Origin of the sequence: Kribbella sp. NPDC050241 (assembly GCF_044459685.1) — a bacterium.
Taxonomy (GTDB): Bacteria; Actinomycetota; Actinomycetes; order Propionibacteriales; family Kribbellaceae; genus Kribbella.
Genome location: NZ_JBITJE010000003.1, coordinates 854828 through 874210 on the forward strand (window position 1 = coordinate 854828; position 19383 = coordinate 874210).

At 65.4% G+C, this 19383-nt stretch carries 21 protein-coding genes, 7 tRNA genes and 2 pseudogenes; 17 read left to right on the forward strand and 13 right to left on the reverse strand.

From position 1 onward, the window contains the following. Window positions 1-114 precede the first annotated feature (114 nt). A complete protein-coding gene (locus tag ACIBG5_RS18870) occupies window positions 115-378 on the forward strand; it encodes a hypothetical protein (RefSeq protein ID WP_396392777.1) in 264 nt (87 codons plus the stop codon). A gap of 400 nt (window positions 379-778) precedes the next feature. On the opposite strand, the gene ACIBG5_RS18875 is transcribed toward ACIBG5_RS18870, so the two are convergent. Next, window positions 779-976 carry a hypothetical protein gene (locus ACIBG5_RS18875; RefSeq protein ID WP_396392778.1) on the reverse strand — a complete coding sequence of 66 codons (198 nt, stop codon included), beginning with the start codon at window positions 974-976 and terminating at the stop codon, window positions 779-781. Window positions 977-1057: 81 nt separating this feature from the next. Here ACIBG5_RS18875 and ACIBG5_RS18880 point away from each other — a divergent pair, with 81 nt between their 5' ends. Next, window positions 1058-1627: a DinB family protein gene (locus tag ACIBG5_RS18880; RefSeq protein ID WP_396392779.1), complete on the forward strand. Its 570-nt coding sequence runs from the start codon at window positions 1058-1060 to the stop codon at window positions 1625-1627. 348 nt (window positions 1628-1975) lie between these two features. On the opposite strand, the gene ACIBG5_RS18885 is transcribed toward ACIBG5_RS18880, so the two are convergent. Further along, window positions 1976-2515 (reverse strand): hypothetical protein, encoded by a 540-nt coding sequence (locus tag ACIBG5_RS18885; protein WP_396392780.1) that lies wholly within the window; start codon window positions 2513-2515, stop codon window positions 1976-1978. Window positions 2516-3033: 518 nt separating this feature from the next. Then, window positions 3034-3456, reverse strand: coding sequence for a hypothetical protein (locus tag ACIBG5_RS18890; protein WP_360448033.1), 423 nt, complete (start codon window positions 3454-3456; stop codon window positions 3034-3036). Window positions 3457-3887: 431 nt separating this feature from the next. Here ACIBG5_RS18890 and ACIBG5_RS18895 point away from each other — a divergent pair, with 431 nt between their 5' ends. Further along, the gene (locus tag ACIBG5_RS18895; protein ID WP_396393018.1) at window positions 3888-4268 is read left to right on the forward strand and encodes a hypothetical protein; all 381 of its coding nucleotides are present in this window, start codon (window positions 3888-3890) and stop codon (window positions 4266-4268) included. Here ACIBG5_RS18895 and ACIBG5_RS18900 read toward each other — a convergent pair. From ACIBG5_RS18900 to ACIBG5_RS18910, 3 genes are all read right to left on the reverse strand, one after another. Then, entirely contained in the window at window positions 4151-4660 is a 510-nt protein-coding gene (locus ACIBG5_RS18900; protein ID WP_396392781.1) for an ankyrin repeat domain-containing protein, read from the reverse strand. The two genes, ACIBG5_RS18895 and ACIBG5_RS18900, sit on opposite strands and share 118 nt — an antisense overlap. Further along, a complete protein-coding gene (locus ACIBG5_RS18905; RefSeq protein WP_396392782.1) occupies window positions 4578-5513 on the reverse strand; it encodes an acyl-ACP desaturase in 936 nt (311 codons plus the stop codon). Before ACIBG5_RS18905 ends, ACIBG5_RS18900 begins: the two co-directional genes overlap by 83 nt. Window positions 5514-5665: 152 nt before the next feature. After that, entirely contained in the window at window positions 5666-6103 is a 438-nt protein-coding gene (locus ACIBG5_RS18910) for a DUF4389 domain-containing protein (RefSeq protein WP_396392783.1), read from the reverse strand. A gap of 750 nt (window positions 6104-6853) precedes the next feature. Between ACIBG5_RS18910 and ACIBG5_RS18915 the strand changes: the two are divergent. From ACIBG5_RS18915 to ACIBG5_RS18925, 3 genes and pseudogenes are all read left to right on the forward strand, one after another. Continuing rightward, a pseudogene (locus ACIBG5_RS18915) lies at window positions 6854-7129 on the forward strand (transposase); the annotation flags it as partial. Between the two features lie 376 nt (window positions 7130-7505). Continuing rightward, window positions 7506-7574: pseudogene (locus ACIBG5_RS18920) on the forward strand (hypothetical protein); the annotation flags it as partial. Window positions 7575-7583: 9 nt separating this feature from the next. Next, window positions 7584-7886: a hypothetical protein gene (locus tag ACIBG5_RS18925; protein ID WP_396393019.1), complete on the forward strand. Its 303-nt coding sequence runs from the start codon at window positions 7584-7586 to the stop codon at window positions 7884-7886. Window positions 7887-8515: 629 nt separating this feature from the next. On the opposite strand, the gene ACIBG5_RS18930 is transcribed toward ACIBG5_RS18925, so the two are convergent. The 3 genes from ACIBG5_RS18930 to ACIBG5_RS18940 form a co-directional block, all read right to left on the reverse strand. Further along, window positions 8516-8770, reverse strand: coding sequence for a hypothetical protein (locus tag ACIBG5_RS18930; protein WP_396392784.1), 255 nt, complete (start codon window positions 8768-8770; stop codon window positions 8516-8518). A 435-nt stretch (window positions 8771-9205) separates the two neighbouring features. Continuing rightward, entirely contained in the window at window positions 9206-9772 is a 567-nt protein-coding gene (locus ACIBG5_RS18935; RefSeq protein ID WP_396392785.1) for a hypothetical protein, read from the reverse strand. Between the two features lie 98 nt (window positions 9773-9870). Further along, window positions 9871-10230, reverse strand: a complete 360-nt coding sequence (locus ACIBG5_RS18940; RefSeq protein WP_396392786.1) for a hypothetical protein — start codon at window positions 10228-10230, stop codon at window positions 9871-9873. Window positions 10231-10521: 291 nt separating this feature from the next. Here ACIBG5_RS18940 and ACIBG5_RS18945 point away from each other — a divergent pair, with 291 nt between their 5' ends. Next, window positions 10522-11700: an IS110 family transposase gene (locus ACIBG5_RS18945; RefSeq protein WP_396392787.1), complete on the forward strand. Its 1179-nt coding sequence runs from the start codon at window positions 10522-10524 to the stop codon at window positions 11698-11700. 33 nt (window positions 11701-11733) lie between these two features. Here ACIBG5_RS18945 and ACIBG5_RS18950 read toward each other — a convergent pair whose 3' ends face one another. Then, window positions 11734-12123 (reverse strand): DUF6193 family natural product biosynthesis protein, encoded by a 390-nt coding sequence (locus ACIBG5_RS18950; RefSeq protein WP_396392788.1) that lies wholly within the window; start codon window positions 12121-12123, stop codon window positions 11734-11736. A 121-nt stretch (window positions 12124-12244) separates the two neighbouring features. Here ACIBG5_RS18950 and ACIBG5_RS18955 point away from each other — a divergent pair, with 121 nt between their 5' ends. Next, entirely contained in the window at window positions 12245-12709 is a 465-nt protein-coding gene (locus ACIBG5_RS18955; RefSeq protein ID WP_396392789.1) for a hypothetical protein, read from the forward strand. Between the two features lie 82 nt (window positions 12710-12791). On the opposite strand, the gene ACIBG5_RS18960 is transcribed toward ACIBG5_RS18955, so the two are convergent. Together ACIBG5_RS18960 and ACIBG5_RS18965 are read right to left on the reverse strand one after the other, a co-directional pair. Then, window positions 12792-13127, reverse strand: coding sequence for a DUF6966 domain-containing protein (locus tag ACIBG5_RS18960; RefSeq protein WP_396392790.1), 336 nt, complete (start codon window positions 13125-13127; stop codon window positions 12792-12794). Window positions 13128-13616: 489 nt separating this feature from the next. Further along, window positions 13617-14384 (reverse strand): oxidoreductase, encoded by a 768-nt coding sequence (locus tag ACIBG5_RS18965; RefSeq protein WP_396392791.1) that lies wholly within the window; start codon window positions 14382-14384, stop codon window positions 13617-13619. Between the two features lie 251 nt (window positions 14385-14635). Between ACIBG5_RS18965 and ACIBG5_RS18970 the strand changes: the two genes are divergently transcribed. Next, window positions 14636-15283 (forward strand): TetR/AcrR family transcriptional regulator, encoded by a 648-nt coding sequence (locus ACIBG5_RS18970; RefSeq protein ID WP_396392792.1) that lies wholly within the window; start codon window positions 14636-14638, stop codon window positions 15281-15283. A 424-nt stretch (window positions 15284-15707) separates the two neighbouring features. On the opposite strand, the gene ACIBG5_RS18975 is transcribed toward ACIBG5_RS18970, so the two are convergent. Next, window positions 15708-15783 (reverse strand) — tRNA-Thr (locus ACIBG5_RS18975). Window positions 15784-16622: 839 nt separating this feature from the next. Here ACIBG5_RS18975 and ACIBG5_RS18980 point away from each other — a divergent pair. The 8 genes from ACIBG5_RS18980 to ACIBG5_RS19015 all read left to right on the forward strand — a co-directional run bounded on the left by ACIBG5_RS18980 (window position 16623) and on the right by ACIBG5_RS19015 (window position 19035). Continuing rightward, window positions 16623-16698: transfer RNA gene (locus ACIBG5_RS18980), tRNA-Pro, on the forward strand. Window positions 16699-16790: 92 nt separating this feature from the next. Beyond that, a tRNA-Arg gene (locus tag ACIBG5_RS18985) sits at window positions 16791-16864 on the forward strand. 2 nt (window positions 16865-16866) lie between these two features. Further along, window positions 16867-16940: transfer RNA gene (locus ACIBG5_RS18990), tRNA-His, on the forward strand. A 70-nt stretch (window positions 16941-17010) separates the two neighbouring features. Continuing rightward, a tRNA-Leu gene (locus tag ACIBG5_RS18995) sits at window positions 17011-17087 on the forward strand. Between the two features lie 70 nt (window positions 17088-17157). Next, the gene (locus ACIBG5_RS19000; protein ID WP_396392793.1) at window positions 17158-17604 is read left to right on the forward strand and encodes an HNH endonuclease; all 447 of its coding nucleotides are present in this window, start codon (window positions 17158-17160) and stop codon (window positions 17602-17604) included. A gap of 35 nt (window positions 17605-17639) precedes the next feature. Then, a tRNA-Gln gene (locus ACIBG5_RS19005) sits at window positions 17640-17712 on the forward strand. A 6-nt stretch (window positions 17713-17718) separates the two neighbouring features. After that, window positions 17719-17810: transfer RNA gene (locus ACIBG5_RS19010), tRNA-Ser, on the forward strand. A 28-nt stretch (window positions 17811-17838) separates the two neighbouring features. Next, the gene (locus tag ACIBG5_RS19015) at window positions 17839-19035 is read left to right on the forward strand and encodes an RtcB family protein (RefSeq protein ID WP_396393008.1); all 1197 of its coding nucleotides are present in this window, start codon (window positions 17839-17841) and stop codon (window positions 19033-19035) included. Window positions 19036-19383 lie beyond the last annotated feature (348 nt).

Genomic DNA, 19383 nt, shown 5'->3' on the forward strand with positions numbered 1-19383 from the left:
GGAGCGCTAACCCAGGGAGTCCTACTGTGTCTCGTGTGTGCCCTGACATGGTTCGATCCGCTGGTTCGCCGAGATCGCACGACGGCCGGAATCGCGGTCGGCGGATGGGTTTTCATGGCGGTCGTCGGCGGCTGGCGCTCTGCTTTCGTCGAGAACCCGAGCGGCGTAGTCGCTTGGGGAGTCGCCGGACTCTACTCGTTGATTGTCATCGCGACACTTGGTCGACCGTTGCTCGTGTTGTCGGATCTGCTTGAGGAAAAAAAGGAGGAAGAGAAGGGATTCCTGCTGCCGAGGAACCTCCGGCGTAGATCTCGAGCGGCTCAAGCCATAGTGATCGCAGGAGTCGTCGGCGGCCTGTTCGCGGTGTTCTACCTGTGATCACTCGCGGTCAGTTCAACCGTCAGATTCACACCATATCTGGTCTCTGTCCGGCAGCCTGCCAGCTGCGCGAGCTCGCTCTTAACCGACACCCAGTCGGAAGGAAGCCGAGGGTTTCAGCGAGCTCGGTGGCGGCGGGCATGTCGAGTTCCATGCGGCCCTCCTGGTCAGTCCCGAGGTCACCCAATCTGGTCGTTCGGTCGGCGCTGAGACAGATCCACCACGGATGAATCGCCCAGCACCGTCCACGACTCTTCGCCGGCCTCGAGAGGTGCCACCCGCTGTACCCGCATCGGCTCTCCCGCCGTGTCGTAGACACCGCGAACCTAGAGCGTCCACAACAGGAATCCGGGACGCTCATCGGCCCATCGCAGACGTGTTGTACACGACCCCTGGCACCTCAGATAACGCCGTCCAGAACGACGCCGGCGGGCAGCTGCAGCAGGGCGGCGGTGACGATTTCGGGGAAGCGGTCGCTGATCTCGTTGCGGTTGCGGGTCCAAAGCCGCGCCTGGTCCCCGCGGCGCACGATCACGACCCGGCCAGTTGACTGAACTCTTCGGTGCGCCGATTGGCCCAGCTCGTACTCCCAGCTCACACCCCACGTCGAACATCCTCGACCCCATTCGCAAGCCCCAGAACCGATCGCTGGGAGCCCGTCAGCAGCTACCGTCTGCGGGTGAACATTGACTGGAACGCCGAGGTGGTCGACCAGATCGAGTCGCACTGGCGGCATCGGCTCAGGTCCCGTATGGATGGGCTGACCGACGACGAGTACTTCTGGCAGCCGGTCCCCGACTGCTGGACGATCAGCCGACGAGGCCAAAGCTCCGCGCCGATCTCCTTCGGGGCCGGCGAGTTCACCATGGACTACGGCGAGCCGCCGCACGAACGGGAACCTGTGACGACAATCGCCTGGCGCCTGGCGCACCTGATCGGCGGGTTCGCATCGACCAACGGCAAGCGCTTCGGCCGCGATGACAACAGCGTGGAGACATTCTGCTACGCGGGCACCGCCCAGGAAGCGCTGCAGCAGCTTGATGACGAGTACGAGACCTGGCTCAACGGTGTGCGCAACCTGGGCACGGCAGGACTCGCCCAGCCGCAAGGCGAGCCGCCCGCCTTCGCCCACGCGCCGATGGCAAAGAAAGTCCTGTATACGAACGTCGAGGTCATTCACCACGGTGCGGAGATATGCCTGCTCCGCGACCTCTACCTGCGGAACAGGCCCGGCAAGTCACAAACATAGGGCCACAAGGCGGCCCTGAGATCCCGCCCAAACTCGGAGAGAACGCAGGCCCTGAACTTGACTGGTGCAGTAAAGAAACCCGTCCGACTTCAGCTCGAACCTCGAACCACCCGGCCTGCCCTTCGCCCCGGGCAATTGCTCCTCTGCCCGGGCCAGCTCTAAACCCACCGGCCCGAGCAACTCTGGCGCCAGCGTGCAAAGCTTGCCATTGCTTGCCCTGGGCAAAGTCTCGCGCTACCCCGGGCAAGTCTCAGCCAGCCGGCAGAATCGGTCACAGCTTCCTAAGCCAAGGTCAGTGGCACGATGGCCTGTGAGTGGTGAGCTCGGTGATGGAGGCTGGGTCGAGTTTCAGAGCCAGCCAGTGCGAGTGAGTACGTCTGCCGCGATATCGGTCAACGTCCGTCCGTTTGAGATGACCTCGAAATCGTCGACCGCAGACTGGTCGAGAATCTGGTCGAGCTGTCCGGCCCGGTCAAGGTGCCAGCGCATCTCGGGGTCGGCGCCCGCATGTCGGATCCGAAGACGTCGATGCAACTCGGCGAGGTCGGCACGAAGGCGACACACGCACAGTTCGACGCCCAGTGCTGCGCGATAGCGTGCACGCTCTGCTGTGGTTTCGACCACGCCCGACAGGACCAGCCGGCAGGCGCCAGCCGACAGATAGTTCCGGGCGAGCGACTCAAGGTTTCGGAGCTCCATCGCGAGGTTGAAAGGGTCGTCCGGTGGGGTCGGCCAGGACTGGCTGAGGGCGTCAAGGTCGATCACGGCATGCGGAACACGCGCTTCGGTCAGAATCGATCCGGCGGCGGCCGCAACCGAAGTCTTGCCCGCTCCGACCGTGCCGGTGATCAACAGGGCAGTCGGGTGATCATTGCTCTCCGGCCGCATCCGAGAAGGCTACGGCTCTGCCGCTAGACCCGTCCTCCCGCCCGGTGAGCCCGAGGACGGCGCCACGTCGACCGGCCCGATTAGATCGGCCGGGATCACCTAGGTCTCGCGGCCGTGGGATCAAACGTGGTGCGAAATGAAGTCGAATGAGGTCGACTGGAGGGGCAGAGTCCCTTCGAACACGGACTTCTGACGCCTGGAGAGGTCCGAGCTGGAATGGGGGATCGCCTTTGCGCGCTAGCCGGTGAGCAGTGAGTGCATAGCGCGGCAGCCACCCAGCGGCTAGCCAGACTGTGAGCCAGGCCACCGGTACGAGTCCGCCGATGCAGCCGAACATGAGTCCTTCGACGAGGCGGGGACGTCGCGGTCGACGACGCCGTGCTCGGCGCCCGGTCCGGAGTACTGCGACCGGACCGGTACGACGGCGATCAACTCAGCGCGAGCGGATCCAGCAGCTCCGGGCCGTTGTTGCGGACCGAGTTCACCGCCTTGGACACCGCGTAGATCTCCAGCTCGGATCAGGGCCGGGGGACCGAGTCCCAGGCCAGCTCGGTCACGGTGCCGTCTGAGGCGACGTTGTTCAAGCTGACCCGCACAGAGGTGGCGCCGCCCACCACGTCGGCATTCACATACAGGTGGACCTCCTCACTCTTGCTGTAGCAGGTCACTTGGCTGTAGGTGGTGTCGAGGAGCGTCGAACCGCTATAGCTCTTGGCGATGGTCTGGCGGCAGCCGCTCGTCTCCAACGCCCGCTGTACGCCGTCCACCATCGCCGCACGGTTGTAGAACGTGATGGTCCCCTTGGTGTAGGTGGCGCCATAGGGTGCCTCGTACGGGGCGGTCGGGTAGGCCGTCGAAGCCGCTTGGGCCGCCGAGGCGGTTCCGGCGACAGTCGTGAGGATCGCGAGCAATCCAGTACCAGCGGCGAGAGACTTACGCATCGAGTCCTGCTCCTTCGAGTCGTCCAGCACATCGTCGGGACGATTCTGCCCCGGCAACCCCCTGCCTAAGAACCCTTTTGCAGCTTGTGGCAGCAGGGCGATCCGCTGGGTGGAGCTACTCCCAGGTGAAGCCGTCGGGGTCGATGAACTGTGCGGCTCGGGCTTCATGGGGTGAACCGCATCGGGGCCGGCCAGCGGCCGGGCTCGACTCAGCCGGTGCGTCCGGTTCGCGCGATCCGTGGAGCCTTGGCACGCCGAGCCCGTTGAGCGAACCGCGACCTCCGGGCCGCAGACGCCTCGTGGCATGGCTCTCATGATCCCCCGACCATCGGGTCGAGTCCCCGCGGCCCCCAACGCCCGGATTGCGGCACATCCGGACGTTTCAGTCGGACACCAACCCGGTGGCACTTCGCCGGGGCAAAATCAGCGGCATGGACGAAACTGTGACCGATGGTGTCGCGACCACAGCGCGCGTTGCATGGATGGCCGCCGGAGCGCTGGTCGTGCTGGTCGTGCTGGTGGTCATGGCCGCGGCCTCGATCGTGTCTCGAATCGTCACGCACGACACCTCCAAAGCGTGCAGTACGGACGGATCGATCTGTATCACACGTCTGCAGGCGCCTCGCGTGCTGCAGGTCCGTCCTGTCGACCGCATCTGGGTATCTGTCGATATGCACGATCAATGCGGAACGCTCTACCCCACTCCGTTCCAGCTCCCAGATGCCCCCCTCGATGCGAGGTTCCAATCCGGGTCGGTCGAGCTACACGGATTGGGCGACTCGCGAATCACGTACAACGCCAAGGGTTGTTGACGAAGTCGTCCGCCGGACGCCGCGACCGGCGAATCGCGCCAGAAGCGCTGGGCAGTCTGGCCTGACGGCGTTGCCGGACCGCCCTGCAGCGGCGTGAACCCTTGCCTGTCCGTCGCCGCGACGTTCGCGCCGCTCGCCAGGAGGTTCCTGACCTGGTCGACGGGACCATCTACGGCCGCGTAGTGCAGGGAGGTTCGGCCCAGCCGGTCCGGATCATTAGGAGCCATGCCGACAGTGTGTCGATCGTCAGGCTCACCCGCCCGCACATCGGCTGCGCGCGGAACGCGGCATGACAGGATGTTGGCCGACTCATGTCGCCTGTCGGGCGGCCTTCTTGGCGGCCGCCTCCGCGCGTTGTTCGACGAACCGTGTGGCCTGTACGTCGAGAGCATCGACAGCCGCCGCAAGCTCCTCACGCGCCTGTTCCCCGTCGCCGGCCAGGCCCTCGAGCTCGAACACACCCCACTGACGCAGCAGCGGTGTCACGATGTCGTCGTGGTGGATGCGGAGGTCGTAGATTCCGGCCTTGGCCATCTGCACCGCCTTGCGGGCGAACCCGGGGATGATGCTGCCGGGCATTTGGAAGCCGACGACCTCCTCGGTAATCGCGCGCATGGTCTGGCTGGGCGCGAGCTCAAGAGCCGCCGCGACGATGTTCCGGTAGAAGATCATGTGCAGGTTCTCGTCCATGGCGACGCGGGTGAGCAGCTTGTCGGCGATCGGCTCCTCGGTGAACCTTCCGGTGTTTCGGTGTGAAACGCGCGTCGCGAGTTCCTGGAACGACACGTAGGCGCACACGTTGAGCAGCGGCTTGTCGCCAGAGTCGTAGCCGGACTCCATGGTCGCCATGCGGGCCCGCTCGAGCTCGTCGGGATCGACCCCCCGGGTCACCAGCAGATAGTCGCGGATGCAGAAGGCGTGCCTGCCCTCCTCGGCGGTCCACCGGTTCACCCACGTGCCCCACGCGCTATCCCTGCCGAAGGCTCGCTCGACCTCACGGTGGTAGCTGGGCAGATTGTCCTCGGTTAGCAGGTTGACCTCCAACGCGGTGCGCGCGATTGGCGACAACGCCGACTGTTCGACCGACCATGCCTCTCCACCCAGGTCGGCAAAGTCTCGCCCCAGACTCCAGGGCACGTACTCGTGGGGCATCCATTCTTTAGCGGTGGCCAGGTGCCGGTTGAGGTTCGCTGCGACCGTTGGCTCAAGTTCGGCAAGGAGCTCGGCGCTGTCCAAAGCCGTCATGGGGTGTCCTCCCGGCCGCCGAGATGTCTCGTCATGGGGTGCCGCCGCTGAGAGTCCATAGGCTCATGATCCCTCAACAAGCATTCTCACATCGGCCGTTCCGCGTCTTCGCTGTCCGCGGCATGAGAGTGCGTGGAAGGGGATCGGGCTGATCACCGCAGCCGGAAGGGCGGGTACTCGTCGGTGACCAGCAGGAAGGCGTAGGCGATGACGCGGTTGTGCCAGCGGATCACGCCCTCGACGAAGTCGAACAGCGCCCTGGGGTATCGCCCCGTGAACAGGATGGCGAACCAGGCGATGATCACCACGACGACCGCCGCGATGTCGAGGAAGAACAGCAGCACGTAGTGCGGGATGCCAAGGAGCCACTTGACCAGGGGAAGCCACCGGTTGAGGTCCCGTTGCGCGTCCGGGTAGGGGTTGTCCAGGTGCACCGACTGGTGCTCGTCGGTGGACGGGTAGCGGTCGTCCATGGGCGCGAGATAGGCATTCACCCAGTTTCCGAACCGTTGCAGCTCGAGGTTCCAGTCGAACCACCAGCGCGGGTACTTCTGGCGGAACAGGATCATCAGCAGCGGGCCGAGGAACACCAGGCCGCCGCTTCCAGCGGCGACAGCCGTGGTGTTGTCGTAGCTCCACTGCGACGTCCCGCGGGCGACGCTGCCAGGACGACCAGGATGGGGATGGCGACGAAGATCCGGAAGAAGGTCGTTCCATGAGCGGGATGGGCTACCGAGTTCAGGCGAGCGTACGACCGGCCGCAACGTGCCGCCAGAGCCGGCGGACGAATCCGACGTGATGAGCCGCCGGCCGGCGGGCGAGAAGGCATCTGTCCGAGTGGCCCCACTCCACCGCTCTCTCCGGGCTACGACCTCCGGGAGGTGTGGTTGACGCGCTCGGATGTGATGCTTGATGGTCGCGGGCCGCCTGATGGTGGGCGCGGTCGGCGTTCGCGCCCGGATCGCGGCTACTAGTTCCATTGACCTCAGATCGGGTCCTGGCCAGGGGTCGGTTCAGGTGTCCGGGGTGGTCGCTCGGATTGCGGCTGTCCACGTGCGTCGTGTGACTCTCATTTGGCGTGCGCTGCCCCGGACACCGCCGGGGCAGGAGAGGCTCAAGAAGGGAATGCTCTGCTGGTAGTAGCGGTGCCCTCCTGACTCCACTGACCGCAATCAGTCGAGCTGATGGGAGCCCATGGTGGGCGAGGAAAGCTGTGTAGTGATTGGTATGGATCCGCACAAGCGGTCGGTCACGATCGAGGTGATGACCGGCGACGAGCAGGTCCTTGGAACGGGCCCGCTTGGCCACCGATGTCGAGGGATTCACAGCCATGCTGGCTTATGTCACTGCCTGGCCAGATCGGGTCTGGGCGATCGAGGGCTGTGAAAGGCATCGGGCGTCATGTCGCCCAGCGACTCATCGCCAAGGGTGAGCCGGTGGTCGACGTGCCCGCGAAGCTGTCGGCTCGGGTGAGGGTCTTCGCCACCGGGCAGGGGCGCAAGACCGACGACACCGACGCGCACTCGATCGCGCTGGTCGGCGTGCGGATGAGTGGCCTGCGGCCGGTTGTCGATGACGAGCAGCTCGAGCTCCTGCGGCTCCTGGTCGACCGGCGTCGCCGCATCGGCGAGGAACACACCCGGATGATCTGCCAGCTCCACCAGCTGCTGGAACTCATCCCCGGCGGGGCAAAGAAGGACCTGTCGGCTGCTCAGGCCCGCAGGCTGCTCGCCGGCGTCCGTCCACGCCACCTTGTCGGCAAGACCCACAAGCGGCACGCCCTGGAAATGGTGATCGACCTCGAGCGCATCCACCAGCGGAAGAAGGCAGCGAACAAGGAACTCATCGAGCTCATCAAGACCACCGGCACCAACCTGATCGACCTGCACGGGATCGGGCCCTCCGGCACCGCCCGCCTGCTGGTCAAGGTCGGCGACATCACCCGCTTCCCCGACCGCGGCCAATTTCGCGTCCTGGACCGGGACCGCACCGATCGACGCATCCTCTGGCGACCGAGTCCGCCATCGCCTCTCCCGCGCCGGGAACCGTCAGATCAACATGGTGCTGCACATGATGGCCGTCGTTCAGCTCCGCAACCCCACCGACGCCCGCACGTACTACGACCGCAAAGTCGCTGCCGAGAAGCCCCCCAACGAGACCCTGCGCTGCCTCAAACGACGCCTGTCCGACATCGTCTACCGCACCACGCTCAACGACCTGGCCACCACCACGGCGACCGGCCCAGGAGGACACCGAGGCGCGTCACTTCAATCCAGCGCGGCCGGCTCACATCCCCACGCCGACTCTTCGGACAAGTCACTTCCCGGACCCGCCAAGACCAAGCCTAAACCCCCGCTCCGAAGAGCGTCTTGACACAGAAGGGAGCCAGATGGGGACGCCTGTCCAGCCCCGGGAACGGGACGCGTGGATCCCATGAGCGTCGCCCGAGGTTCGCTTGACGGACGGCGCGCCTAACGGCCCTTTGGAAGGGGAGGCAATCGGGCCACCTCGAAGTGCATGATCTTGGAACTCTGCTGCATCCAGTTCGCCATTTGCTGAGCTTCGTGCTGGGTGGCGAACCTACGCGCCTGCGATTCTCGTCCCCACGCTACGGGCGGTCGTCTTGGGGGATCGCCCTCGAAGTAGTAAGAAATACTCCCGTCGCGAAGGCGCCGGATCACGCACCACTCGGGTCCACGATCTGCCTTACGAGTAGAACCCTTCTTTGACATGCTTCCTCCACAAGGCACCGCCTGCGAGAACCATGATCACCCTGCGCTGCAACGTTCGCTCATCGGCTACTTGTGCGGACGTTCATCGTGGACGCCTGCCTCCTAGGTCGAGGTGTCAACCATCAGGTGGCACGGAACCGTCAAGCCTCAGGTGGCACTCGACAGGATCGGCGGGAATGTGTCCTGTGACGGCTGATGCTTGACAGCCGTGTGCCAGCTGATGGTTGTCATCGGCATGACGCTGACAGCGACATGTCCGGGCATCGGCCGTCAGAGGCGGGACCAAGAACCCAGATCACCGGCGTGGGCGCCACGAGCGAACGCGTCGATGATGCCTGCGGCGCGGGTTGATGTTGAGATGAAGTCACCGGAAAACGACACAACCTCGGCCTGGATCGGGAAGTCGCGCGACCTGTCCCTGGGGACGACGTGGGCACCGTCCAGGAGGAAGCATGCCTCTGCATCAACGAAGCGATGAACTACCGCCAGTTCGTCGCTGATCGACAGCGTGAGGGTCGGATACACCGTCCCCACCTTCCAGACTTCGGAGTAGCACCAGCCTTGCTCCGCCAACTGCCTTAACCGGTCGCCGTATGCCTCGGCGTCCGAGCGCGTCGGCAAAGGGACCGGCCGACCTGACCCGGGAATCGCAAGTGTCCACTCGACATCCATACAAACTCATTCCACCCGCATCTTCGCGCTTCTTGGGGATGCATCCCAACGCCCTGATCTCGGCATGAGCGGACGAGCGTTGTACCCTCCGTCTCCTAGACGAGGGTGTCAACCATCAGGTGGCACCGAACCGTCAAGCATCAACTGGCATACGACACATCAACCGGGGAGTTGTCCTCCGTCGACTGATGCGCGACACTCGTCCGCCAGGTGATCTGCGACAGCCGAAAGCGCGGATCGCGCCACGAGCGGACGTCTCCGAGATAGGTGTGTTGCCTCCCGCGATCTTCAGCGGGCCCCTCGGACCAAGATCACTCGGTCGGGCTCCCCAAGACCTTCAGTTTGGATCCAGCCCGCGCCGTGCACAAAGCCCATAGCGATGAGTTCGGCTTCCTGTCTCCGCGGCGCCCAGTCGCTGCGGTACATGTCCGCCAGCCGTTCACCCGTGTCCTCAAACAGATGGCACGTCGCGTACACCCTCCGTCGGTGCAGCCACTCGTACCTAACGACCGGCCGACGGACGTAAGTATCCAGCAACTCGCATCCCCGGGCCGCGAGGTCGGTCGGGGTGCCTTCTAGAACGAATCCATCACGGGTCGGTGTAGGCGGGAACGTCCGGTCGTGGACGCTGATCCGGTCTCCTCGCAGCCGATTCCCGCTGAGTTCCAAACCGACGTTGACCAGGGCAACGTCGGGCGCGTCGATGTCCAAGGAGAGCAGGAGTCTGTCGTCGTCAAACTCAACGCAATACGGGCAAAGGCGGCCGTCAACCAAGACTCGCAGTGCCGCCAGGAACTTGAGTTGGAACGACGTCAGCTGTGCATCCTCTAACTCGAAGTATTCACGGTCGTCCACGCTGCACACGCTAGTTGAACATGTCGTCCCCTGGGGGTCTAGGGCGCGACCTCTCATCGGCAGTTCCGAGCTTTCACTCTCGAGGCATGTCCGTGCGTTCAGCCGAGCGCGACCCGTTCTGCGTCGATCTGGTCCGCAGGCCAGACGGTGTCAGCAGAATCGACGAACCAGATGGGCGCCTCAAGGCCCCGGGTCAGGATCTCCCCCACCTCAGCCACCCAAGCGGGCGAGCGACACTCAAGCAGCAAGGTCGACATGGTTCGCGGGTCAGGTATCCCATCTGTCGAGTCCCAGTCCTCCCATTCGGCGGGGTTCATGTCGACGGCATAGATGTTCGTCAGTGGTGCGGCTGCGCCGTCACAGTGGATGGTGTCGCCGGCGGCGATGAACCGACTGTCACCCATGAGGGCCCGGCGCACGTCGCCGAACAGGTCGGCGTTGCCGCCGAGGACGATCACATATCGGGACACGCACGGAGGCTACCGAGCCAGGCCCGCATGTGATCGGCATGGGTACTATCCGCGGCTACTTGTTCCATTGACGTCACGACCGGCGTCTGACGAGGCTCGGTCGAGGTGTCTGAGGTTGTCGCTCTCATCGCGGCTGCCCACGGATCGCGTGTGGCTCTCACATGGCCTGCGCAGCCTCGGACACCGCCCCGAGCGGGAGAGGCTCAAGAAGGGATTGCTCTGCTCGAAGTAGCGGTGCCCTCCGGCTCGACGCCCATCGGTTGAACCTGAGGAGGCAACGTGAGCCAGGAATTCCCGCGGGTCGTCATCGGCATGGACCCGCACAAGCGATCGGTGACCATTGAGTTGATGGACGCCGGCGAACACGTCCTCGGTGGAGGGCGGTTCTCCACCGGCACCGCCGGCTATCGCTCGATGCTCGACACCGTTGGTGCCTGGCCGAACAGGATCTGGGCGATCGAGGGCTGCAACGGCATCGGCCGCCACATCGCCCACCGGCTGATCGCGGACGGGGAGCAGGTCGTCGACGTGCCGCCGAAGCTGTCCGCGCGGGCACGTGTGTTCGCCACCGGCCAGGGCCGCAAGACCGACGCCACCGACGCGCACTCCGTGGCATTGGTCGGAACCCGCATGACGGGACTGCGTCCGGTGGCCGCCGATGAGCAGCTCGAGGTACTCCGCCTGCTGGTCGACCGCCGCCGCGCTCTGGGTGAGGAGCACACCCGCAAGGTCTCCCAGTTGCACGCGTTGCTGCTGGAACTCATCCCTGGCGGGGCGAAGGTGTCCTTGTCCGCCGCACAGGCCCGCAAGCTGCTGGCATCGGTGCGTCCGCGCGACGTGGTCGGCAAGACCCGCAAACGGGTCGCAACCGAGCTCGTCATCGACCTGGAGAAGATCTACGCCCGAACCAAGGCCGCCGACAAGGAACTCACCGAGCTGGTCAAGACCACCGGCACCGGCCTTCTGGACCTGCACGGCATCGGCCCCTCCGGTGCTGCTCGGCTGCTGGTCGAGGTCCGCGACATCACCCGGTTCCCCGACCGCGGTCACTTCGCCTCCTGGACCGGCACCGCACCCATCGACGCCTCCTCCGGCGACCACGTCCGCCACCGGCTCTCCCGTGGCGGCAACCGGCAGATCAACCGGGTGCTGCACGTGATGGCCGTCGTCCAGCTACGCAACCCGACCGAAGGACGTGCCTACTTCGATCGCAAGAAGAGCGCCGGCAAGACCTCCATGGAAGCCATGCGCTGCCTCAAACGACGACTCTCCGACCTGGTCTACAAGACCATGCTCGGCGACCTCGTCGCCGCGCAGAAGACAGGCCCGGGAGGACAACCGGGCAACGACTCTGTCTCCAGCGTGACCGGCTCACAGCCCAGTACCGGCTCTTCGGACAAGTCACTTCCCGGACCTGCCAACACCAAGCCTAACCGCACCCTTCCAGCCGCGTCTTGACACAGAAGGGAGCCATGTGCGTGCGTTCGGGCCTCAGTCCGGAGGATGATCTGCATCACCCAGCCATGCGGCACGGTTTGACGGCAGGTTGTCTACCACCGTCATGATCGCCAGATCGAGGTCCGTAGTACGGACAAGCTCGGGCGCCGGTTCATCAGTCACAGCCCACAATGGTTCGACGATGTACTCGTCCGGCCAGGCCGCGATGCAGGGTGAATCGAGGGTGAACGGGTAGTAGGAGCACCTGCTGAAGCACAGGCGGTTCCCGCTGGTGAACGGAAACAGCGCGCGTAGCTCCGGACTAACGAACGCGGACTCGATGACCGGGCGTAGCGCGTCACCGACCCAACTGTCGTCTCCGCCCCAAAGAGAGCGCACGGCAGTCCATTCAGCCAGCAGGGCCTCCTCCAGCGCCTCATTCACGGCGAACAGTGTCGCAGAAGTCCTCGCAATCACGGCACGAACATCGGCATGGTCGTGCTTCACTCTCGGCGGCATGTCCGTACATCCAGCATGACCGAGCACCGCCGGGCATGATCGGCTCATGCTGATTCGCGACGCCGGGGCGGGCTTGTTGACGATGATGGCCGACGCCGGCGTGGCCTCGCGTCCGATCACTTCCGGTGACGTAGGGACCATCGTTGAGGTCTTTCGCCGATTCGCTGCGATCCCTGCCGATGACGCAGCACCTGCTCATGAAGACGGGGACGGCGTCCTCGCTCAGTTCGGCACTTACTCGTTCAGAGGCACGCCAGAATTCGACACAGATCTGACCCGCCAGTTCATCGGACAACAGGTACAGGATCCCCCAATTTGGCAGCTGAGCTGCACGATTCACTGGGACCCCACTCCCGAAACGGCGGCCCTCGCAGACGGCAACGTGTGGTCATTCGGCATGACCCTTGACGACTTCTTCGCCCAGGCGGCCGCGCTTCCCGGCTGGGCGTGGGCCCTCAGTGGGACGGCGACGCCCCAAGACCTTGAGATCTCGCTCGAAGAGATCTGTTAGCCGGTCTTGCAGTACTTCGATCGTGAGCCCGAAGCGGCAGCAGTCGGGCAGGAACGCACGGTCAGCGGTCGGCGCGGATCTTTCACCGCGCCCGATTGGTGTAGTGGAGCAGCGTTCTGGCGTCCTCGTACATCACCGACCTGAGCCGGTCGAGCTCATCGTTGACGGGGCCGACCTCTTGGTCTGCAACCGAATGGCCGTTCAACGGGTGGATGGCGAGATCGTTGAAACTGCCCATGCCCCCAAAACCACTGAGGAGACGGTCTAGGCCGTGAGCGTCGTGCGCCATCAACTCTCGGTGGACGGCGTCCAACCACGGCTCCCACTGCCTATCAGCGGAGTCAATGAGCAGTTCGCACGTCCGTTCGACGTTCCGCAGCAAGCATCGGGAACGCTCACTGGCCTCGCGCTCATCCACACGCTCGACCGTATACGGCCTCGAAGTTTGCTGCCCGCACATCGGCAGATCCGTACGTTGAGACCGTCGGCATGCCGTCGTCGCTACCGGTCTTGGTCGCACGTTGGTGTGCGTAGATCCGTCTCGGATCAGTTGTCGGATCACCGGGCCCGGAGGGAAGAAGCAACGGACCCAGCGCGGACTCCCGGCGGGCGCACGGCTGCGCTCAGCTTGGCTCGTGGGATCAATCGTGGTGCGAAACCGGGTCAACTCGCGTCATCTGGAGAGGCTAGCGACCTGTTGGAATGAGTCTGCTAGAGCCTGAAGAGAGCAGTAGTACGGCACATGGCCCCTTTGAACCGCGGGTCAGGGCTTCGACCCACTCGAGACACGAATTGCACGTTCGGCGAAACGAGCCCGAGCAGGCCCTGCCTGGAGTTCGCACCGCGAACTCCAGGCAGGAAACGTCGGTCAGGCTCGCGTCGAGGTTTCCGGGCCTGCTTGTCGCGGTTAGGCGCCGCCGTTGACGTGAAGGGCGGTGCCGGCGATCCACTGGGCCCGGCTGGACAGCAGGAACGCGATCGCCTCGGCGACGTCACGAGCGTCGCCGCCGCGGCCGAGCGGGATTGAGGCGTACGCCTCCTCCGCCGTTGCCCCCATGGCTGCCACCATCGTCTCCAGCACGTCGCTGCCCCCTGGTGTCTGGACCATACCGAGGACGACGGTGTTGACCCGGATGCCGGAAGGGCTCAACTGGGTGGCAAGGCCCTTCGACCAACTCTCCAACGCCGCCTTGGCCGCGCCGTAGTGCAGGATGGGCGCGGCCGGATTGGCGCTGACGCCCGAGGATACGTTGACGATCGCCGCCCGGTCGCTGTGCTGCAGTGCCGGAAGCGCTGCCGAAGTGACGCGCACCGCCGACAGGAAGTTGATCGCAAGAGAGTCCTCCCACTCCTCGTCAGGGATGCCCGTGAGGTGCACGCGGGCCGCGCCCGCGTTGTTCACCAGGAGGTCAAGGCCACCTAGGGCTTCGAGGGTTCCGTCGACGAGGCGGCGCGCCTCGTCTGCGGTACGGATGTCGGCACTGACGAAGGTGCTGTCCTTCGGGGTGTCCTCGGTGCGGTTGCGGGCACTGGTGACGACCGTTGCCCCGCCGTCGATGAGTTGCTGGGCCACGGCCGCACCGATTCCTCGCGACCCGCCGGTGACCAGGGCGCGCCGCCCTTCGAACTCACCTGGGATCGGGTTGGTCGGGATAAAGGCCTGTGTAACGGACATGTAGATGTTCCTCCGAACATGACTGGTCGTGGTGGAAGAGCAGCAGGGCGCCAGGCCCGGAACCGAGCAGAACCAGGCAGCGGGCCGCAGGCGTTCTCGATGTTGTTGAATCTCAAATCATCATACTTAGAGTCTGATGAAATCAAAACCTGCGGAACCAGAGAGGTGCCAGCTGGCCAGCGGCTAGGCTCGATGCGCGTCGAGCGCGTACAGCGATCGGCGCGACCACGGGTCGGACCAGGAGCGAAGACATGAGTGCGAGTCCGCCAACCAAACGGACCTACCGCTCGGGCATCCGAGCCCGGCACGCCGAAGCAACCCGGCGCGCCATCCTCACTGCGGCATCAGACCTGTTCGCCGCCCACGGATACGCAGGCACCTCGATCGACTCCATCGCCGAGGCCGCAGGCGTCAGCCGGTCGACCGTCTTCACCGCGGCCGGCGGCAAGCCATGGCTCCTCAAAACCGCCTACGACCAAGCCCTGATCGGCGACGACCTCCCCGTCCCACTCGCCGAGCGGCCCGAGTCACAGCATCTGCAATCCCTGGATGACGGCACCGAGATCATCACGGAATACGCCGACCTCCTCGCCCGCATCATGGCCCGAGTGTCGACCCTGTACGACGTCATCCGCATCGCCGCCGACACCGACCCAGACGTAGCCCGACTCTGGGCCGACATCGGCCGCCAACGGCGCGAGGGGGCACAACAGATCGTTGCCCTCCTCACCACCACCGACGCCCTCACCCCCCGGCTCACCCCGGATCGAGCCGCCGACATCATCACCATCTACAACGACCCAGGTCTTCACCGGCACCTCGTCGGCGACCGCAACTGGTCACCCGAGGATTTCCGCCACTGGCTAGCCCGGGCGCTCGGCAACGAACTGCTCACTTGACGAAAACCCGGGCCGATTCGCCGACCCCCATGGCGCATGAGCAGGTGGCGTGGCTCTCATAGGCCCTGGCCGGGCACTCGCTTGGTGATGTGCAGCATCACGGCGAGAGCGCCACATACGTGGTGAGAATCGCCTCGTCGCCGGGCGAGCACCGCTTCTGCCTGATCTGCTGCGTTCGGCCCGGCCGGCACCGTCTCTCGCAGGTACACCCGGTCCTTCGAGATCGGATCCAAGCCGGCGTAAACGCTGACCGTAGCGAGCCGGACGGCAACGTCTCAATCTGGCCGCGCTGACGCTTCGGCTTCGGCTTCCCCTTAGCCACGTCGCGCAGCTTGCGACCGTCTCGCACCATGACCCGCACCACGGGCGGCGAGAAGAGGAAACCCCCAGCGTCAGAAAGTGGCCTCTGACCTGGGGGTTCGGGTGGAGCCGCCTGTCGGAATCGAACCGACGACCTTCTCATTACGAGTGAGACGCTCTGCCGACTGAGCTAAGGCGGCGGGTGGCGCGGACGCCGAGGCAAGAGTGTAGCGGGCGGGTGGGGGTGATTCCGAATCGGATAGGGATCGAACGGCGCCGAGAGGCGTCGGGGGCGGCCTGGCGGGTGGATGGTTGAGGGGCCTGGGGCGGGATGGGCGGTCAGTGGGTGGTGGCGGTCGGTAGTGGAGATCGGGGTACGTCGGCTGGTCGTTGGATGGCGGCGGAACCTGTCGGGGATTGGGTACGTCGGAAGGCGCAGGAAATAGCGTGGGAACAATTGAAACGGCAAATGCGTTGACGTAGTTGTGAGGGATGCGCCAGAATAAACCCCGCAAGGACTACAGACCTAGGAGTGATCGTGTACCGAGAGTGGAACCCGACGAAAGCGTGGCGGTTGGATGCCACGGCTTTGCCGGGGTGCCTGCGATCAGTGCACATCGATGCCTTCTATCACCAGCTCAGCGGGACCGAACTGAGCCCGAGTCCGGGCGGCCCACCTGTGTGATCTCCAGCGGGAGATCATCCCAGGAGCCGTCTGAGCCGGGTCACCGGCACCAGGCGGCTCTTTTCTTTTGCCACATTTCACCACGTCGGTGCGCAATGGTTGCGGACCGGATTCCAAACCCGCGTCACGAGGGTTCGACTCCTTCCACCGATGCTTTTCCGGTATTCACGGATACCAACTCGAACAATTGACAACTGGACATTCATCGCATTTTCTCCCGGGTCACCGACGGCCCAGGAGACCTTCCCTGCGGCGCCGCTCGTGCGCCGGGGAAGACGCCCGGGACCGCCGGCTCGCACGAGCCGGCGAACTCGGGCATCCGTCCCTGGGGCTCGCAACGCCCCGGGGACGTCACCAGCTGTGGGCCAGTGGCCAGGCCACCTCATTTGGGATGAGGACGACGGGGGTTCGAGTCCCTCCAGCTGGACCAGGCGCCCGCAGGATGCTCTGCTACCGGCCGAGCGGGCGCCACGAACGTGCCCTGCGACGGAAATCCGCACCACATCCGGCGCAGGGCGCTCAGCGCCCGTGGCTCAACCGGAGAGAGCACCTGCCTACGAAGCAGGAGCGTGCAGGTTCAAGTCCTGCCGGGCGTGCTGTGTCCGAGGCTGAAGCGGGCGAGGCGCCGGGATGTGGACCCGGAGGAAGCGGGTTCGAGCCCCGCCGGACACCCCCAGGTACGACGGTCAGCCGGGCCCAGTTGGCCCGGTCCGGTCGCCGTACGTGACAGAACGCAGTACCTGCGGCTCTGGCCCAATTGGGAGAGGCGCCTGGCTTAGGACCAGGAGGTTCAGGGTTCGAGTCCCTGGAGCCGCACCACACGACCGACACCGAGATCACCCGACCTGACTGCGAGCTGTCGGGCACACTGGATGGGAGGAGGAACCACATGAGCGGTGTGATCGTGCTCAATGCCTCGTACGAGCAACTGCATGTCGTGTCGGTCCAGCACGCCATCCGGATGCTCGTCCGGGAGGTCGCCGTCGTCGAGGAAGCGCATGACGGCGCGAGCATCGGACCATTCCCCCTCCCCCGGGTGCTGCGTCTCGTCCGGTACGTCGTGACGAAGTGGCGGTACGCGTCCGGCCGGCTGCAGTACACGCGGGCCGGCGTACTGAAGCGGGACAAGTACACCTGCGCCTACTGCGGTAGGCCCGGTGCCACGACGATGGACCATGTGGTTCCGCGGTCGCGCGGTGGACGCGGCGAGTGGCTGAACGCTGTCGCCGCACACTCGTCCTGCAACGAGAAGAAGGGCTCACGCACGCCCGAAGAGGCCGGCTTGCCGCTGCTGTGGCAGCCGTGGATCCCTTCCCGTGCCGAGTTGGCGCTTTGACGCGAACCCCACCCGGTTCTCGCGTCGGAGCGTGATGCCAGGTGGGCGACGGTGACCCACCCTCGGTTCTGACCCGAGGTCCCGCAGGTTCGAGCCCTGCCCTGGCAGCTCTCAGGTGGAATAAGCCGAGCGTTGGCCTACCGGCAGCCGTCTCGAAAACGGTCGATCCTTCACCGGATGTGTGGGTTCGAGTCCCACTTCCACCGCATGCACACGAACGAGGAGGGTGAGGAGATGAACGTGGAGTTTCCGGTGGAGCTGAGCGGGGCCAAGAGCTCCACGCTCATGTGGGCGCAGGAGCACGAGGTGGGTGCGCAGGCACTGCGGCAGCTGCGGAACATCGCCGCCCTGCCGTGGGTGTACGGCGTCCGGGTGATGCCGGATGTGCACCTCGGCAAGGGTGCGACCGTGGGGTCGGTGATCGCGATGTACCAGGCGGTGTCGCCGGCCGCGGTCGGCGTCGACATCGGGTGCGGGATGGAAGGTGTCCTGACCTCGCTGACGGCCGCGGACCTGCCGGATGACCTGTCCTCGATCCGTTCACGGATCGAGGCCGCCGTGCCGGTTGGGTTCCGGGCGCACGAGGACCCGGTGAGCATCCGGCGGCTCGGGCTGGACCCGCGGGGGTGGGAGCGGCTGTGGGGGTCGTTCACCAGCCTGCACGACGGGGTGCAGGACCGGGAGTCGAAGGCGAAGAAGCAGATGGGTTCGCTGGGTGGCGGCAACCACTTCATCGAGGTCTGCCTCGACGACGAGGACCGCGTGTGGCTGATGCTGCACTCGGGCAGCCGAAACATCGGCAAGGAACTCGCCGAGCGGCACATGCGGATCGCGCGGGACCTGCCGCACAACGCGGACCTGCCGGACCGTGATCTCGCGGTGTTCCTGTCGGGTACGCCGGAAATGGAGGCGTACCGGCGGGACCTGACGTGGGCGCAGCAGTACGCGTCGGGCAACCGTGCGGTGATGCTGGCGCTGGTGATGCAGGCGGTGCGGGAGTCGTTCGAGCAGGAGGTGCGGTTCGAGCAGCCGATCTCATGCCACCACAACTACGTGGCCGAGGAGAGCATCGACGGGCTCGACCTGCTCGTCACCCGCAAGGGTGCGATCCGGGCCGGGCGCGGAGACCTCGGGCTGATCCCGGGGTCGATGGGCACGGGGTCGTACGTCGTCCGCGGTCTTGGGTCGGAGCGGTCGTTCTACTCGGCCTCGCACGGGGCAGGCCGGCGGATGAGCCGCAACGAGGCGAAGCGCCGGTACACGGTCGACGACCTGGTCGCGCAGACCACGGGGGTCGAGTCCCGCAAGGACGCCGGGGTGATCGACGAGATCCCCGCGGCGTACAAGGACATCGAGTCCGTCATCGCGGCCCAGTCGGACCTGGTCGAGGTCGTAGCCCATCTCAAGCAGGTCATCTGCGTCAAGGGCTGAAGCGGTGGGCGAGTCCGCGGTCGTGGGCCTGCCTGCTGTGCGCCTCTTCCTTTGCACTAAGCGTACAAGTGCGAGGGCTGAGGACGTGGGAGTTATCCACAGGATGCGCCGCCCGCCGTCGTCAGGGGAGACGGCGGGCGGCGGAGTCGGAGGTCGGCGGAGTCGGAGGTCGGCGGAGTCGGAGGTCGGCACGGAGGTCCCGCGGCGGGCGCGGAGGTCGGGGTGAGGTCGGCGGGGCGCGGCGGAGTTGGGGTAGTGAAGGTGCCTGGTGCGTTGGTTCGGCGTGGTTGGGGGACGTAACGACAGGAGGTACTTGGCGTCGGATGAATCTGTCCGGCGTCGTCAGGC

What these genes read in the sequence shown, in the direction of transcription:
- ACIBG5_RS18900 (WP_396392781.1), bottom strand. Translation starts at nt 4,660, where the DNA reads ATGCTCTCGACGTACAGGCCACACGGTTCGTCGAACAACGCGCGGAGG.
- ACIBG5_RS18955 (WP_396392789.1), top strand. Translation starts at nt 12,245, where the DNA reads ATGCTGATTCGCGACGCCGGGGCGGGCTTGTTGACGATGATGGCCGAC.
- ACIBG5_RS19000 (WP_396392793.1), top strand. Translation starts at nt 17,158, where the DNA reads ATGAGCGGTGTGATCGTGCTCAATGCCTCGTACGAGCAACTGCATGTC.
- ACIBG5_RS18870 (WP_396392777.1), top strand. Translation starts at nt 115, where the DNA reads ATGGCGGTCGTCGGCGGCTGGCGCTCTGCTTTCGTCGAGAACCCGAGC.
- ACIBG5_RS18970 (WP_396392792.1), top strand. Translation starts at nt 14,636, where the DNA reads ATGAGTGCGAGTCCGCCAACCAAACGGACCTACCGCTCGGGCATCCGA.
- ACIBG5_RS18925 (WP_396393019.1), top strand. Translation starts at nt 7,584, where the DNA reads ATGATGGCCGTCGTTCAGCTCCGCAACCCCACCGACGCCCGCACGTAC.
- ACIBG5_RS18890 (WP_360448033.1), bottom strand. Translation starts at nt 3,456, where the DNA reads ATGCGTAAGTCTCTCGCCGCTGGTACTGGATTGCTCGCGATCCTCACG.
- ACIBG5_RS18895 (WP_396393018.1), top strand. Translation starts at nt 3,888, where the DNA reads ATGGACGAAACTGTGACCGATGGTGTCGCGACCACAGCGCGCGTTGCA.
- ACIBG5_RS19015 (WP_396393008.1), top strand. Translation starts at nt 17,839, where the DNA reads ATGAACGTGGAGTTTCCGGTGGAGCTGAGCGGGGCCAAGAGCTCCACG.
- ACIBG5_RS18905 (WP_396392782.1), bottom strand. Translation starts at nt 5,513, where the DNA reads ATGACGGCTTTGGACAGCGCCGAGCTCCTTGCCGAACTTGAGCCAACG.
- ACIBG5_RS18885 (WP_396392780.1), bottom strand. Translation starts at nt 2,515, where the DNA reads ATGCGGCCGGAGAGCAATGATCACCCGACTGCCCTGTTGATCACCGGC.
- ACIBG5_RS18965 (WP_396392791.1), bottom strand. Translation starts at nt 14,384, where the DNA reads ATGTCCGTTACACAGGCCTTTATCCCGACCAACCCGATCCCAGGTGAG.